This window comes from Fibrobacter sp. UWB7 (genome assembly GCF_900142945.1).
Lineage (GTDB): Bacteria > Fibrobacterota > Fibrobacteria > Fibrobacterales > Fibrobacteraceae > Fibrobacter.
In genome coordinates, this window is record NZ_FRCO01000002.1 from 313469 (window position 1) to 328329 (window position 14861).

Sequence of the window (14861 nt, forward strand, 5' to 3'; positions counted from 1 at the left end):
ATTTGTGCGTGAGGTAAATGATGACAGAAAGAGAAAACTTTAAGTCCCGTTTAGGATTTATTTTGATTGCCGCTGGTTGCGCCATCGGTCTTGGCAACGTTTGGCGTTTCCCGTTTATCACGGGGCAGTATGGCGGTGCCGCCTTCGTGCTGATTTACCTCTTCTTCCTTCTGATATTCGGTTTCCCGATTCTCGTGATGGAATTTGCGGTTGGCCGCTCGTCTAAGCGTGGCGTGGGCCGTTCGTTTGCCATTCTTGAAAAGCCTGGGCAAAAGTGGCATTATGCGGGTATCCCGATGATTGCGGGAAACTACATCTTGATGATGTTTTATACGACGGTGACAGGGTGGATGCTCTATTACTTCTACCGTATGGTGACGATGGGCGACCTCATGCATTTGTCGCCTGCAGAAGTCGGGGAGGAGTTCGGCAAGATGCTCGGAAACGGTCCGCTTCTTTCGTTCTGGATGGTGGTGGCTACGTTTGCGGGGCTTTCCATTGTGGCGCTTGGGCTCCAGCGCGGTGTGGAACGCATTACGAAGACGATGATGTCTGCGCTCCTTGTCATTATGCTTATCTTGATGATTCGCGTGCTCACGCTCCCGGGTGCGGGCGAAGGCCTCAGGTTCTATTTGCTGCCGGATTTCGCAAAACTCAAGGAAGCGGGAATCGGTGAGGTTGTGTTTGCGGCGCTTGGTCAGTCGTTCTTTACGCTGAGTATCGGCATTGGCTCCATGAGCATTTTCGGTAGCTACATCAAGAAGAAACATTCGCTCTTGACGGAAGCCGCCCACATTTGCGTGCTCGATACGGGCGTTGCCTTGATTGCTGGTCTTATCATTATTCCTGCTTGCTTTGCTTTTGGACTCAAGCCGGATGCTGGTCCGGGGCTTATTTTTGCAACGCTCCCGAACGTGTTTGCACAGATGCCTGCAGGCCGTATTTGCGGTGCGGCGTTCTTCCTCTTTATGTCTTTTGCGGCTCTTTCGACGCTTGTGGCCGTGTTCGAAAACATTGTTGCTTACTGGATGGACGTGCGCAATGTAGAACGCAAGAAGGCGGTGAAGTGGAACTTTGTCGCAATTACGATTTTGTCGCTCCCGTGTGCGCTCGGCTTTAACGTGCTTTCGGGCTTTGAACCGTTTGGTCCTGGTAGCTGCGTTTTGGACTTGGAGGACTTCCTTGTTTCGAATACGCTGTTGCCGCTAGGTTCGCTTATCTTTGTGTTGTTCTGCAATTCCCGCTATGGCTGGGGACAGTTCAAGTTCATTGGCGAAGCAAATCTGGGTGTAGGTATGAAGTTCCCGAAGTTGAAGATTTTGCACCTTTACTTCAAGTGGGGCTTGCCGATTATCATTTCTGTGATTTTCGTGCTCGGCTACTTGCAAAAATTTGCACCGAGCGTTTATGAAAAAATATTCGGATAATCACAAAATTTCCTAGAATCGCAAAAATTGATGTTTTTTACGTAAAAAACGAAGCAAATGTCTTGTTTCTTACGTAAAATTATGCATAAAGTAATCTGTTTCGGCGCTGAAAGATGAGTTTGGAGTGCTTTAATGGCTGTTTTGGATTGCTAAATTGCGTTTTTCCTTGATTTTGGGGTGCTGTTTTTGTCAAAAAACTCGAAATTGTACAGTTTTTTACATACAACATTGAAAATTTACGTAAGAGAATAATGAAAACTAAATTTTCTTACGTAATTTTTTGCGTTTTTTGAGTTTTGCCTTTAAAAAGTTCGAAAAATATTTTTGCACAAGACTATGGATAAATGAATGTTGCCTGAAAAATCATAAGTTTTTATATTATTTATGAATAACATTTTTTTTGAAAATTTATGCTTCGCGTACTGTTTCTTGTTCTGTTGCTTGCAGCTTTTACTTTCGCTCAAGACGAAAGCGTTAGCGATTATGACCGGTGGATGCAGGCGAAGGCGCACCGCGATAGCGTCAGGAACGCGGAACGGATTCAGAAGAATTCAGTCCCGTTCGATTTTTTAGTCGGGATGACTCTGAATGTGGGCTTTAAAGTTATCAATAACGAAACTCAGTTGAGCCGTTACGAAAAGGAAGACAGGATTGTCTTTTTTGAAGGAGCTTTTTTCCAAGTGGGAGCGTCTGTTCAATTGCCCCTGCTGAAATATCATTTGACGGTAAGGCTTGGCGTGCTATTTGAATACGCTCCGCTGTTTTTGTCAGAGCCGCTATATGTTGAAGATGGTAAAGGGGGATGCAAGCGTGTTACTGATGGAGGCTTGTCGCAGGGGCGGATTGCATTCCCGATTCTTTTTGCGGTGAAGCCTCGGTTTAGCTTTGTATCGTTCGAGTTTGGCCCTCAAATTTCCATACCGCTTTTCGATAATCTGGAGTTAGATGACGCACGTGATAGGGAACTAGACTCGTCCTTGGAATTTAGCATGCTTTTGGGCGTGGGTTTCCGCGTTAATGAACGAATCTATTTAGACCTGCTTTTGGACGCCAAGTTCTATCACAAGTTCAACGAACGCTTTGCTGATGGTTTGGCCGATTGGTCTTCGGTTGCAGTCAAGGCGGGCGTGACGTTTAATCTGTTTTAATTATGTATCGCCCAAATGTTAAATCAGTGGCGGAGCAGCTTGAGTATGTTTTGTGTAAATGTTATTTACATCTAGATGGATCGATGGCATCATAGCAGGCCCTATTGCGAAAACTAGAATATTTTTTGTTTAAAGAATCGGAGTCATCGTATTCAAATTTAGTGGTTATGTCCAAAGTATCCGCACGGTGGTATTGGTCTGTGTACACCAACTTCCAAGAAATAGTCGTATCTTGGTATGTTTTAAGAGTGCCATTGAAAAATTGGAAAGTCTTGTCGTCAAGTTCTTCAGGAAGAGATCTTCTATAGACAATAGAATAATGAGAACTCTCGGTGTACAGAACACGCGCACTTTGAACAGAGCACTTCTTTTGACCGGAATCATCCCTATCAATGTATGCTTCATACCCAAACATCACAGATTCTCGATTTTCCCATGAAAAACCCGGAAGTCCAATAACCTCAAGATTGTAATTGGATCTTAATTCAAAAATTTGAGCGCATGCTTCACCGGAGAGTTTAGAAAGTGCTTTTGCCACGGCTTTTCTATCGAGTTTAGGGATTTCAGTAACAGGAGTGTAGTGGACTAGCGCATTTTTTCCAAAGTTTATATCTATATAAGTTGTATCGTAAATGATTTTTTTGTGACTGGAACCCCAAAACATTTCATAATAATCGTCATAAAATTCTTCCAATGCCCCATATGCGTAGTCATACCGATCGGCATGATTGCAGGAAAAAGCCGAATCACCAATCTTACAGTCTGACGTATCCCAAACTGTCGTATCTTTATTAAAATTAAGGGCTCGATATAGGGTTAATGGTATGTGCTTTTGTGTTAAAGGTGTGGGCTTTGGTGGGTCGAGAAATGTATTATTTAGAGAACTGTTAATGAGTTCGAGTTCACTTGCCGAGCTGCCGGTTTGAATAACCGAATCCTCATTTGTTGTGTCAGTAACGTTTGTTTGGCTGATGATGTTGTTCTTCTCATCGTTCGGTGTATTGACTTTGGGGTTTGCGCATGAAAACAAGAACGCAATGCAAACTAGCCCGAAACACAACAATTTTATTTTCATTCCAATACTCTGCGAATAAAGTGATGATCCTCAGCCTCAAAATACAAAAATGGATATAAGAAAATCGGTCAAGGCTGGAGTGACATTTAATCCGCTGTGATAAATCGTCTTACATCAAAAATACGGCGGGGGCAACCAGGCCTATGACGAGCACAAGCCCGGCATAAATTCCGCCGAGCAAATCGTCTGCCATGACTCCCCATGCACCGGGGAGTTTTTCCATTTTATGGATGCCGAGCGGTTTGAGAATGTCGAAGAATCGGAAGAGTCCGAACGCGACTGCCAAAATCCAAGGATGTGCGACAATGAATTCTGACGGGATAAAGGCGAGTGCCATGAAAATGCCGCAGACTTCGTCGATGACAATCCAGCCGGGGTCTTCGGTGCCGGTGTCTTTCATTGCTTTTTTCACAAATGGGATGGCTGCGAAAAAGACGATGAGGGCTGCGGTTATGAAGAAAAGGTTTATAAAAATTCCCCAATGAAAGCTATGACTGGGAAATAAAAAATCGGTTTGCCCGAACGGTTCGCTTTTGGCCAAAATGGCCAATGGGTAGGCGGCAATCGCTGCGGCGAGGCTTCCCATGGTGCCGGGCGCTTTCGGGCTCATTCCCGAGCCGAAAAACGTCACGACGAGGATGGTGAACCAGTCTGTTTTGCGCCATTCGTGCGGAATGCGCTTCTTGCCATACTTTTCTTTAAGTTCTTCTCGATTCATCTTTCGTCTCTCGTCTGTAGGCGCTTTGCGCCGTTCTTTAGTCTAATTCCGGCGGCCATGGGGCTTCTGCAATTTCCTTTTCTTTAGCTTCTGCAACGGCGCGTTTCTCGTGCCAGCGTTCGAGCTGTTCCTTGAAGGCGGCGCGGAGGCGTTCCATGCCGATGTTCTCCTTCGCGCTGATTTGAATGGCTTCGGGATAGTTCTGCAAAAGCTCTGTGCGGCGCGCTTCGCTTGCGACTTCGACTTTGTTGAAAACGCGGAGTCTCGGAGTGCCTTTGTCGATAATGCTTTCGAGTGTCTTGTGCGTGACTTCCAAATGATCGCGGTAGTCCGGAGCGCTTCCGTCAACGACTTCCAAGATGCAGTCCGCATGTGCGGCCACGCCGAGCGTGCTCTTGAACGTTTCTATCAAGTTGTGGGGGAGCTTGCGGATGAATCCGACCGTATCGGAGAGGATGATGTTCTCGCCATCGAGAAATAGCTTTCGCGTTGTGCTGTCGAGTGTTGCGAATAGTTTGTCTTCAACGTACACATCAGCGCCTGTTAAGCGGTTCGTGAGTGTAGACTTGCCTGCGTTTGTGTAACCGACGATGCCGACTTGGAAAATGTCGTTTCGCTTGTCTGCTTGCTGCTCGCGCGCATCTTCGATTTTCTCCAGCTTTTTCTTGAGTTCCTGGATGCGCTTGCGAATCATGCGGCGGTCCGTTTCGAGCTGCGTCTCACCCGGCCCTTTAGTGCCGATGCCGCCATTGTGCTGGCGGCAAAGGTGCGTCCACGCACCGGTGAGTCGCGGCATCATGTATTGCAATTGCGCTACTTCGACCATCAGGCGACTTTCTGCGGTGACGGCGTGCTTGGCAAAAATGTCGAGGATAAGTCCCGTGCGGTCAAGAACCTTGATACCGGGCATGCGTTCTTCAAGATTGCGGACTTGAGAACCTGAGAGGTCGTCGTCAAAGACGACCATTTTTGCGTTGTCTTCTTCGAGGGCGCGCTTGACTTCGCCCACCTTGCCTTCGCCAATGAGCGTTGCCGGGCTGAAGTTTTGAACGCGCTGCAAGAAACTACGTGTAACATATGCGCCAGCAGTTTCTGCGAGACGGCCGAGTTCTGCGAGTTGCTCGCCTGCAAGCCACGGACGAATTTTGGGCGTGGCGATGCCCACTAGAATGCATCGTTCCTGTTCTTTCTTATGTTCGACGGGCTTGGCGCCTTTTTTCTTCGGTTCTTCCATATATTCTATTGGCTTAAATTCGGTAGAAATATATCAAAAAATAAAAGCGTTTTTTTACGGACTAAAATGGAATATGGTGAATCTATTAAAAAGACTGTAATGGTTTGTTTACCTAATTTGTGGTGTTCTGAATTTCTCAATATTTCAGAAATGTGTTTTTTGAAATTTTTTCAATGTTTATTTGCATATAAATTCCTTATTTGTAATATTTCGTTAATTGTGATATATTGCACATGAAAAAACTTATACTAAATTTGAAAATACAAAAGTTAGGGATTTGTATGAGGAAAAAAATCTGCCTTGGAATGGGGGCGACGCTTGCGTTCGCCATGAGCGCTTATGCTCAAAATTATAAAATCAACAAAGTCGGAAACGATGAAGAAAAATCGTTTAACGTCATGCTAAACCAAGCTGTTGTTGGTGAAGCACCTGCGGGATCCTGGCTTGATGTAGCTCCAATCATTCCTGATGGAAAAGTTTTTGTGGGCTTTACTGTTTACGATGAATACGGTGATGCTTACAATCAACGAAAAGTTTCTACTGCTGAAAAAAGCGAATCAAAATTTTTAATGCCGGATCATGATGTTTTTGTTTCGGCTTCGTTTGAATCCTTACGCTATTACCTTACTGTAAAAAATACAGAAAACGGAAATGTGACGCTTTCGTTTAGTGACCGTTATCGTGATCGTACCAAACCGGGTGTAAAGGTGACTGTGAACCCGAATCCGGCAAGTGGTTACAAAGTGGCCTCGGTTAGCGTGAACCGTTCCCTAGATTCTAAAACAATTGTGCCTTGCACGACGGTTGAACCTGGTAATGTAACGAATCCAGGAATGTGGGGAATGGGTAGCACAGCTGTCGAAGGAAGTTGTGCTTTCGATATGCCGAATTTTGATGTCGAAGTGAGCGCTTCGTTTGTTGCAGAGTCCGCCGATCTGTCCTCCTCAAGTGTGGAAGTAGTTTCGTCAAGCAGTGAAACGCTTGCCTCGAGTTCTAGCGTTGCGCTGTCTAGCTCTAGCGAAATTCTTTCAAGTTCTAGCGAAGTTCAGTCCTCTAGCAGTTCTGTAGTTGCATCGAGCTCAAGCGTTGCTCCTTCTAGTTCTTCTGAGGCACCTTCTTCGTCTAGCGTAACTCCGTCTAGTTCGAGTGCTGTGCCTTCCAGCTCATCTGTGACGCCATCGTCATCTAGCGCAACTCCCTCTAGCTCTAGTGTGGCTCCTGCATCTTCTAGCAGTGTCAAGTCTGAACCTTCGAGCAGCTCGAAACCAGCTTCTAGTTCTTCTGTCAAGCCGGCTTCTAGCTCTAGCGCAAAGGCTGTATCGTCTAGCAGCGTTAAGGTATCTTCGAGCAGTGCGAAAGCCGCTTCTAGCTCTTCTGCAAAATCAGCGTCGTCTAGTAGCACAAAGCAATCTTCAAGTTCTTCTGCCAAGGCATCTTCTTCGTCTAGCAGCAAAAAAGCCTCGAGTTCTAGTGCTAAACCCGCTTCTTCGAGTAGCAAGAAATCCGCTTCGTCAAGTTCGAAGGCTGTGTCTAGCTCCAGCGTTATCCCGGATATCGTTGTCGAAGCCGTGGGAACAGAAGAAGATATGCCGAGCTGCACCGTCAAACGCGAAAACATGACATACTACGTAACTGAACTCAAAACTGTATTTGTTTGCAAGAATAGAGTTTGGGAAAAGTTTAATCCGGGTACAAAACTCGCTCTGGTTGCAAATGTCGCGAAATTCTCCGCACTTGTGAACGGTCGCAATCTCCAGATTTCGGGCGCTAAAGTCGGAAGTGATATTAATTTGCTCGACATGCAGGGTCGCGTGATTTACAATGGTCGTGTTGGTACAACAAACTTCTCGATGCAAGCTCCGGGCAGCGGTTCTTACCTCCTCCGCATTGGAATGCAGCAGAAGGTTGTAAACATCCGATAGTGTAAAACGGAAAACATCTTTCAACCCAATCTAAACGAGACCCTGCGCAAGTGGGGTCTTTTTTGCATTTAAATTTTTCTATTTCTCGTCTCTCGTCTCTCGTCTTTTTTCTAAATTTGCACCCGTCAGGGCCTATCATCCAGGTAGGTTCCTAGTCCGGCCAATACATGCCTCATGGGCACGGCCGATAAAGGATATATAATGGCAAAGAAAGTTCAGGATGCCCTCAAGGACATCATCTCCCTCTGCAAACGCCGCGGCTTCATTTTCCCCGGCTCCGAAATTTACGATGGCCTCGCCAATACTTGGGACTACGGTCCGTATGGCGTGGAACTCAAGCGCAACATCAAGAATCTCTGGTGGAAGAAGTTCGTCACCAGCCGCCACGATGTGCTTGGTCTCGATAGCTCTATTCTTTTGAACCCCCGCGTTTGGAAGGCTTCTGGCCACGTGGGTAACTTCTCTGACCCGCTCGTGGACTGCCTCGCTTGCCACGAACGTTTCCGCGCTGACCAGCTCCTCGAAGAAAAGCTCGGTGAAGGCTGCTGCGCTGGCAAGAATTTTGACGAAGTTCACCAGATGATGGTGGACAACAAGATCGAATGCCCGACTTGCGGCAAGACCGATTGGACAAAACCGCGTGCTTTCAACCTCATGTTCCAGACTGAAATTGGCGTGATCGAAGGCGAAGGCAACAAGGTTTATCTCCGTCCGGAAACCGCTCAGGGGATCTTCGTGGACTTCCGCAACATCGTTGACAACGTCCGTCCGCGCATCCCGTTCGGTGTCGGTCAGATCGGTAAGTCTTTCCGTAACGAAATTACTCCGGGTAACTTCATCTTCCGTACTCGCGAATTCGAACAGATGGAACTTGAATTCTTCTGCGAACCGGGTACTGAACTCGATTGGTACAACTTCTGGCGTAAGTACTGCTTCGAATGGCTCGTGAACGATCTCGGCGTGAAGCGTGAAAAGCTCCGCCTCCGCGAACATGCCAAGGAAGAACTTTCTCACTACAGTAACGGCACCACCGACGTCGAATACGAATTCCCGTTCGGCTGGGGCGAACTCTGGGGTATCGCATCTCGTACAAACTACGACCTCACGCAGCACCAGAACGAATCCAAGGTCAAACAGGAATACATCGACCCGGTCCAGAACAAGCGCTACATCCCGTACGTTGTCGAACCGTCTCTCGGTGTGGAACGTTTGCTCCTCGTGCTTCTCTGCAACGCTTACGAAGTCGAAAAGCTCGAAAACGACGAACGTACCGTGCTCCACTTCGATCCGAAGGTTGCTCCGGTGAAGGTTGCCGTGCTCCCGCTCGTGAAGAAGGGCAAGGTCAAGGAAAAGGCCGAAGAACTTTATCAGAAGCTCCTTAACCGCTGGAACGTCGAATACGACGAAACGCAGTCCATCGGTAAGCGCTACCGCCGTCAGGACGAACTCGGCACGCCGTTCTGCGTAACCGTTGACTTCGACACTGTTGGCGAGGGTGAATCCGATCCGGCAAAGCTCGGCTACGTGACTGTTCGCGAACGCGACTCCATGAAGCAGGAACTCGTCGCAATCGACAAGCTCGAAGCTTACCTCTTCGAAAAGCTCGGCTGCTAATTAGTAGGCTGTAGGCAATGGTGGAGCTTTGCTCCACAATTGTCATTCCCGCTGAAAGTCCATTTGTAAAAAGAGAACTCGGAAACGGGTTCTTTTTTTTGTACAAATTTTTATTATTTTGTAATAGATGGAGGTGCAAAATTGTATTACTTAATGCTTTTGCTTGCGATTGTCTGTGAAACAGCGGGGACAACGCTTTTGAAATTCTCTGAACAGTTTACGCGTGTTGTGCCGACAGTTGCATCACTCATTTGCTACGTGGCTGCGCTGTATTTCTTGAGCGTTTGCCTAAAAGCAATCCCGATTGCGGTTGCTTATGCAATTTGGTCCGCGCTTGGGGTCGCGTTTATTACTATAATCGGAATTGTAGCCTTTAAACAGGTGCCCGATATTGGGGCCTACATAGGTTTGCTCCTGATTGTTTCGGGTGTCGTTGTGTTGAATCTTTTTTCTAAAATGGATGTGCATTGATGAAATTTTTGAAGTTGTTTGCGATAGTTGCTTTTGCGTGCGGATTTGTCGCCTGTAGTGATGAAAATGCTCCTGTAGTGTGGAACTCCGCGGAATTGTCATCCAGCACTGTCATCCACGGACTCCGTTCCGGGAACGCCATCTAGTAGTAGCACGGAAAATGTCGCACAGTCTTCATCAAGTGAAACAGTCGCGGATACCGTTTGGCATCAAGCAAATCTCACATGGTACACCTCCTGGCCGGAACCCGACAGCGAAGAATGCGTTGAGTACAACGGCTGTACGTGGGCTGGCTACTTTGCTGGTGTTGAAGGGCAAATGACCGAAGAATGGGTGAGCCAGCACAACATCATTGCTGTCCACGAAAAGGACTGGAAGCAATATAAGCTTAAAACCTTTAGACTCCGCATGAACGGCTCCACTATTGATGCCGTGGTTTACGACATGTGCTCCGACAGCGATTGCGATGGTTGCTGCACCGAAAATGCCGGTGAAATCGGATTCCTCATCGATATTGAAAAATACACCCGCGAACGATTTGATGGCAATGGCGACGGTGTTGTGGAGTGGACTTGCCTCGATTGTGAGTAAGATTTCTAGACAAAAAAATTCCGAATAAGATAAATTTACTCGGATTTTTTTAATTTGTTCGTGTTAATCGACTTTGTGAACCAGTTCTCGACTAGCCGCAAGTTCGGTTATCCAGCCGTAGTCGGCGAAATTGGCACAAATAAGCCATATATGGGCCGTCTCCGCTGGAGACTCGGCCTCACGTCGGTACATAAAAAAGCCGTCTGGAACGAGTCCTTACGGCTTCAAAATGCTGACTATGTTGTTTGTGCTACGGCGGGCGGCGGGACACTGGCAGAACTGGTTGTTACAGTTGCGGAACCGACGCTTACCTTGTTACACTTATTCCCACTCGATGGTTCCGGGCGGCTTGTGCGTGACGTCGTACCACAGGCTGCCAGCGCCTTCGGCTTCGAACTTGCGCCAGAGACCGGCGAGCAATCCCTGGTCGATTTCGGCAAAGTTTGCTGTCATGGCTTCGGTGGAGTTCACCGGGCGCATCACGATGCAGGGCTTGTTAGCCGTGCGGAGCGGAACGAGCACGACTGGCATCTGCCAGATTTTTTCGTACAGGTCGTTTGCCTGCAGGAATTCGGTGCAGATGTTGTCGAACTTGCGGAGCGTATCGAAGTTTTCGCGGGTGGCGTACTGTTCGACAAGCTTCGGATCTTCATCAGCAACGCTACCGATCTGGTAAATCACGCGGTTGATGGCCTTGAAGCGGTTGGCAAGTTCGGTAGAGAACTTTTCGCAATCCTTCCAGCTTAAGCCCGGAGTCGTGATGAGGAACGGCTGTGCGTAAGTACGGCCATCGCCCTGCACGCCCACACTCTTGATGGGGAGCAGGCGGCCAGCAATGTTGTTTGCCTTGAGGTAATCGGCGAGGGACTGACCAGCGGTGTCCTTCACGTCTTCGAACTTTACCATGTCGCTTGTGAGCTTGCCTTCGCTGCAGAGTAAACGAACGCCGAGACCCGGACCCGGGAACGGGTGACGCCACACGAGGTTGTGCGGAATGCCGAGTTCTTCGCCGAGCGCACGGACTTCGTCCTTGTACAAGTCAGCGAGCGGTTCGAGCACAAGGCCCTTTTCCATGAGGTCCAAAACTTCTTGCACGCGGTTGTGGTGCGTCTTGATCTTGTCGGCGTTCTTGGTGCCGCCGCTTTCGATGGTGTCGGGGTAGATGGTACCCTGAGCCATCATCCATTCGTTCGGATCGAGGTTGAGCTTAGCCATTTCCTCGTCCTTCACCGTCAAGAATTCCTTACCGATGATGCCGCGCTTGGTTTCGGGAGCGGTTACGCCCTTGAGCTTTGCAAGGAAGTGTTCGCTGGCGTCGCGGATCTTGAGGTTGTTCATACCTTCCTTCGTGAGGAAGTCCATAATCTTTTGGGATTCGCCGAGGCGCATCATGCCGTTATCCACATGCAAGCCGAGAACTTTTTCCGGTCCGAGCACGCGGTTCAAGAGCACGAATGCAACGGTGGAGTCCACACCGCCAGACACGAGCAAGAACACCTTGCGGTCCTTGACCTGGTCCTTGATGCGCTGCGTGATGAGCGGCAGGTAGCTCTTCATATTCCAGGTTTTCTTTGCGCCCGTGAAGTCGACGAAGTTTTCGAGCAACTTCATGCCGAACTTGCTATGCGTGACTTCGGGGTGGAACTGGATGCCGAAAATCTGGCGTCCAGGCTTGTCGCTATCGAATGCGACGGCGGCGATTTCGCAGTCCTTGGTGCTGGCCACGATCTTGTAGCCTTCGGGGAGCTTGGTAACCTGGTCGCCGTGGCTCATCCACATGGGGGATGCCTTCGGGAGACCCTTCAAAAGCGGGCACTTTTCGTCGCCCACGATAAGGTCTGCAATGCCGTATTCCTTGACCTTGCCCGGTTCCACGTGACCGCCCAACTGTTGGGCGATGAGCTGGTGACCGTAGCAGATGCCGAGCTTCGGCACCGGGAGGTTCAAAATTTCAGGATTGTATTCCGGAGCGTCAGCCGCATAAACGCTAGACGGACCGCCACTGTAAATGATTCCCTTCACGCCTTCGAGTTCAGAAACCGGGGCGGCGGGGGAGTGGATTTCGGTAAACACGCCAAGACGGCGTACACGGTTGGCAATCAAGTGAGCGTACTGCCCACCAAAGTCCAAAACGGCAATAGTATCAACGTTTTTCATACATCGCAAAGATAGAAAAATATCGTTCCTTTTTATGATCAAAGACGTATGCTATAGCCATTTTTGCCCCTAATCGATAAAAAGTATGAAATTTAACAACTGTGACAAAAATGACAACTTTCAAACGATTATCAAAGTTATCTTTAGATACGTGAAATACTTTTTAGGATAAAATACAAAATTACTACAAAATAAATATTAATCTGTTGATAAGATTTGATTTAGTTTACTTTAAATATCTTTTGTGTGAATAAGTTTAATTGTAATTTATTTAACAGAAAAATTTTTTAATTATGTATTTGTTTGAAATTACGAATATAAAGTAAACTAATTATATTTGACTCAACCTTTAACAAAGGAAGTTGAAATGAGAAAAGAATACTTAGTATTGTTGGCTGCAGGATGCGTATTTGCAAATGCCGCCAATGTTAATTATGACCTTTTGGGCCGTAAGGGTAGTAAAATGAATTCTCCGATGGTCTATAAGAATGTAGACTATTCTAAGATCAAGAAGAATGAACTGCAGAAAAATTCTTCTTTGGAAAGCCGTAGTTTGGCGAAAGTCGGCTTGGGATCTTACGTCCTTGGCATTGAAGGTATATATAATTCTAGATCAACCAGCAATAACAAGTTTGGATTCAAGTCATTTTCGAATAGTGAACAGAAAGGATGTACTTCTAACGAAATTTGTTATGATTGGAATGAATATAAAAAGAAGGTAAACGCATCCGTCCTTGGAAAATTAAAAATTATTGAACATCAAGTTAGGAAGCCTTCAAGTGAAGTGGATTTTCCCCATGCGGAAGCTTATGTAGGCAAACCATTTTATTGGGCTCATACGGATCCGTATGCGGACGCCGATGCTACTTTTGAGGATGGTAATTCTTGTACTGGGTACACTAATTTTGAAAAAAGAGATCATAGCAGGTATTCGTATTACCATAGTGAAACGCATTCTTCAGGTTCAGATTCGTGGCCTGCATTTAACACTATAAAGAATACTTACTCGCAAGGTAGTGGTATATCTAGTTCAGCTTGGAATACCTACGATAATACATCTTCCGAAGTAGGCGTTTTTATGTCAATTGACGCACTTCCGGTTCATCTAGGTTGGGCTAACAAAGGTAAATTTGCCGATTATGTAAGATATGATGAAGGCGGTGATGTATATGAAAACGCGGATCCGCAAAAGGAAATTAGAGAGTCTCGAACTCTTGGCCTTATCAAAGCTGGTGCGACTCATGGTTCTAATAACATGAATCGTTCTGTTGTTTTTATAGGCAAAACTAATGTGCGAAATACTACTCCTGATGGAATAAACTGCACTGCAAATAATTGTCTCCCGCAAGTTTATATTGGTGTTCGTAATAATAATAATGGCAATCATTATACTAGATACAATACGGACGCTCAATCGCTTGATGATTATATCTATGAAAATCGTACTATTGAATTTGTACCTTCTGGTGATTATTCATCAGGTCAAATGTTTGCACGCGGCTTTGCGGCAAATGCTATTACTGTGGGATCTCTCGAACTGGTTACGGAAGGCTCTAAAAAGTTGAGTAAAGTTGCTAGTTATGCATCTACTGTGTCTAATGACGAATATAATACTAATCCCAATCCTTATTATCATGGTACAAATAAGCCCGAAGTATTCAATTATACGCACTTTAAAGATGTAAATGATTTAGCAAAGTCGTATTATGATCATAATATAACCCAAAGGATGCCGAATGCTACTTGGGGCGATTTATATTTAGTGTTCTCGCCTTTATATGATTACTCTGAAACTTCTGCCGCGTATACTGCAGGAATGGTGTCAAATCTTTTGGCTACAAACCCGTTCTATCGTTGGCATCCTGAAGTTGTTAAGGCTATTTTGTTGACTTCTAATGGAACAAAAATTGATCCTCCATATGTAGATTATCAGGTAACTACTAAAGTACCTTCTTACAAGTATTTGGCATTCAATGATCAAAAGGCAAGTAATCTTGGAATATATTCGCGTTATTGGAATGGTAACATTCAAAAATTCCAGGCAAATGGTCATCAAAATGAAATATTCTTTGTTATTGATAATACAAGCCATAAAGGAGAAGCCTTTAGTGCTGCTATTTCCTGGCTTAACAAGGGTAGCGATATTACTGCTAATGGAGGTACCGTTCCTCAAGATTTTGACATGTATGTTTACGGAAAAAATAGCTTACCGTCTATAGACTCTAAGGGTACTCAAATAGGCTCCTCAGAGAGTGCGTATAATTCTTTTGAAAAGGTTGATGTTTCCGCATCTAAAGCAAACTATAATTATTTAGCAATTCATATTAAATTGGTCAATGATAAGTCAAGCTCTGAAAATAAGGGTCAAATACTTTTGGGCTTCAATCTAGCTTCTTCTAAGTAATTGTAATTTTTAAATCGATATAAACTAAAAACACGGCTGGACATTTATTGTCTCAGTCGTGTTTTTTTTATTTGAGGAAATTAACAATTTATTTAACGAT

The 14861-nt window shown here is 46.0% G+C and carries 12 protein-coding genes; 8 read left to right on the forward strand and 4 right to left on the reverse strand.

Translation table 11 applies throughout. The annotated features are described in order from the left end of the window. Positions 1-20 precede the first annotated feature (20 nt). Both BUC30_RS06825 and BUC30_RS06830 read left to right on the forward strand, forming a co-directional pair. Positions 21-1427 carry a sodium-dependent transporter gene (locus BUC30_RS06825; protein WP_073424688.1) on the forward strand — a complete coding sequence of 469 codons (1407 nt, stop codon included), beginning with the start codon at positions 21-23 and terminating at the stop codon, positions 1425-1427. 410 nt (positions 1428-1837) lie between these two features. Next, complete coding sequence (locus BUC30_RS06830; protein ID WP_073424153.1) at positions 1838-2575, forward strand: hypothetical protein; 738 nt, start codon at positions 1838-1840, stop codon at positions 2573-2575. A gap of 61 nt (positions 2576-2636) precedes the next feature. Here BUC30_RS06830 and BUC30_RS06835 read toward each other — a convergent pair whose 3' ends face one another. The 3 genes from BUC30_RS06835 to hflX form a co-directional block, all read right to left on the reverse strand. Next, positions 2637-3650: a hypothetical protein gene (locus BUC30_RS06835; RefSeq protein ID WP_073424154.1), complete on the reverse strand. Its 1014-nt coding sequence runs from the start codon at positions 3648-3650 to the stop codon at positions 2637-2639. A 109-nt stretch (positions 3651-3759) separates the two neighbouring features. Then, positions 3760-4368, reverse strand: coding sequence for a phosphatidylglycerophosphatase A family protein (locus BUC30_RS06840; RefSeq protein WP_073424155.1), 609 nt, complete (start codon positions 4366-4368; stop codon positions 3760-3762). A 37-nt stretch (positions 4369-4405) separates the two neighbouring features. Beyond that, positions 4406-5602, reverse strand: coding sequence for a GTPase HflX (gene hflX, locus BUC30_RS06845; RefSeq protein ID WP_073424156.1), 1197 nt, complete (start codon positions 5600-5602; stop codon positions 4406-4408). Between the two features lie 281 nt (positions 5603-5883). On the opposite strand from hflX, the gene BUC30_RS06850 reads away from it, so the two are divergent. The 5 genes from BUC30_RS06850 (at position 5884) to BUC30_RS16310 (ending at position 10200) form a co-directional block, all read left to right on the forward strand. After that, on the forward strand, positions 5884-7524 hold the full coding sequence (locus BUC30_RS06850; protein WP_073424157.1) for an InlB B-repeat-containing protein: 1641 nt from the start codon (positions 5884-5886) through the stop codon (positions 7522-7524). A gap of 201 nt (positions 7525-7725) precedes the next feature. Next, positions 7726-9138 carry a glycine--tRNA ligase gene (locus BUC30_RS06855; protein ID WP_014545160.1) on the forward strand — a complete coding sequence of 471 codons (1413 nt, stop codon included), beginning with the start codon at positions 7726-7728 and terminating at the stop codon, positions 9136-9138. Positions 9139-9291: 153 nt separating this feature from the next. Then, positions 9292-9609 carry a DMT family transporter gene (locus BUC30_RS06860; protein ID WP_073424158.1) on the forward strand — a complete coding sequence of 106 codons (318 nt, stop codon included), beginning with the start codon at positions 9292-9294 and terminating at the stop codon, positions 9607-9609. Continuing rightward, a complete protein-coding gene (locus BUC30_RS16080) occupies positions 9609-9755 on the forward strand; it encodes a hypothetical protein (protein ID WP_170861512.1) in 147 nt (48 codons plus the stop codon). The genes BUC30_RS06860 and BUC30_RS16080 overlap by 1 nt, the downstream gene beginning before the upstream one ends. A gap of 172 nt (positions 9756-9927) precedes the next feature. Beyond that, on the forward strand, positions 9928-10200 hold the full coding sequence (locus BUC30_RS16310) for a hypothetical protein (protein ID WP_244536531.1): 273 nt from the start codon (positions 9928-9930) through the stop codon (positions 10198-10200). 321 nt (positions 10201-10521) lie between these two features. On the opposite strand, the gene guaA is transcribed toward BUC30_RS16310, so the two are convergent. Beyond that, positions 10522-12357: a glutamine-hydrolyzing GMP synthase gene (guaA, locus tag BUC30_RS06870; RefSeq protein WP_073424159.1), complete on the reverse strand. Its 1836-nt coding sequence runs from the start codon at positions 12355-12357 to the stop codon at positions 10522-10524. 367 nt (positions 12358-12724) lie between these two features. On the opposite strand from guaA, the gene BUC30_RS06875 reads away from it, so the two are divergent. Further along, complete coding sequence (locus BUC30_RS06875) at positions 12725-14761, forward strand: hypothetical protein (RefSeq protein ID WP_073424160.1); 2037 nt, start codon at positions 12725-12727, stop codon at positions 14759-14761. Positions 14762-14861 lie beyond the last annotated feature (100 nt).

Excerpts from the sequence above, each read along its gene's own strand:
- BUC30_RS06825 (WP_073424688.1), top strand. The coding sequence starts at position 21 with ATGACAGAAAGAGAAAACTTTAAGTCCCGTTTAGGATTTATTTTGATT.
- BUC30_RS06830 (WP_073424153.1), top strand. The coding sequence starts at position 1,838 with ATGCTTCGCGTACTGTTTCTTGTTCTGTTGCTTGCAGCTTTTACTTTC.
- BUC30_RS06835 (WP_073424154.1), bottom strand. The coding sequence starts at position 3,650 with ATGAAAATAAAATTGTTGTGTTTCGGGCTAGTTTGCATTGCGTTCTTG.
- BUC30_RS06840 (WP_073424155.1), bottom strand. The coding sequence starts at position 4,368 with ATGAATCGAGAAGAACTTAAAGAAAAGTATGGCAAGAAGCGCATTCCG.
- hflX (WP_073424156.1), bottom strand. The coding sequence starts at position 5,602 with ATGGAAGAACCGAAGAAAAAAGGCGCCAAGCCCGTCGAACATAAGAAA.
- BUC30_RS06850 (WP_073424157.1), top strand. The coding sequence starts at position 5,884 with ATGAGGAAAAAAATCTGCCTTGGAATGGGGGCGACGCTTGCGTTCGCC.
- BUC30_RS06855 (WP_014545160.1), top strand. The coding sequence starts at position 7,726 with ATGGCAAAGAAAGTTCAGGATGCCCTCAAGGACATCATCTCCCTCTGC.
- BUC30_RS06860 (WP_073424158.1), top strand. The coding sequence starts at position 9,292 with ATGCTTTTGCTTGCGATTGTCTGTGAAACAGCGGGGACAACGCTTTTG.
- BUC30_RS16080 (WP_170861512.1), top strand. The coding sequence starts at position 9,609 with ATGAAATTTTTGAAGTTGTTTGCGATAGTTGCTTTTGCGTGCGGATTT.
- BUC30_RS16310 (WP_244536531.1), top strand. The coding sequence starts at position 9,928 with ATGACCGAAGAATGGGTGAGCCAGCACAACATCATTGCTGTCCACGAA.
- guaA (WP_073424159.1), bottom strand. The coding sequence starts at position 12,357 with ATGAAAAACGTTGATACTATTGCCGTTTTGGACTTTGGTGGGCAGTAC.
- BUC30_RS06875 (WP_073424160.1), top strand. The coding sequence starts at position 12,725 with ATGAGAAAAGAATACTTAGTATTGTTGGCTGCAGGATGCGTATTTGCA.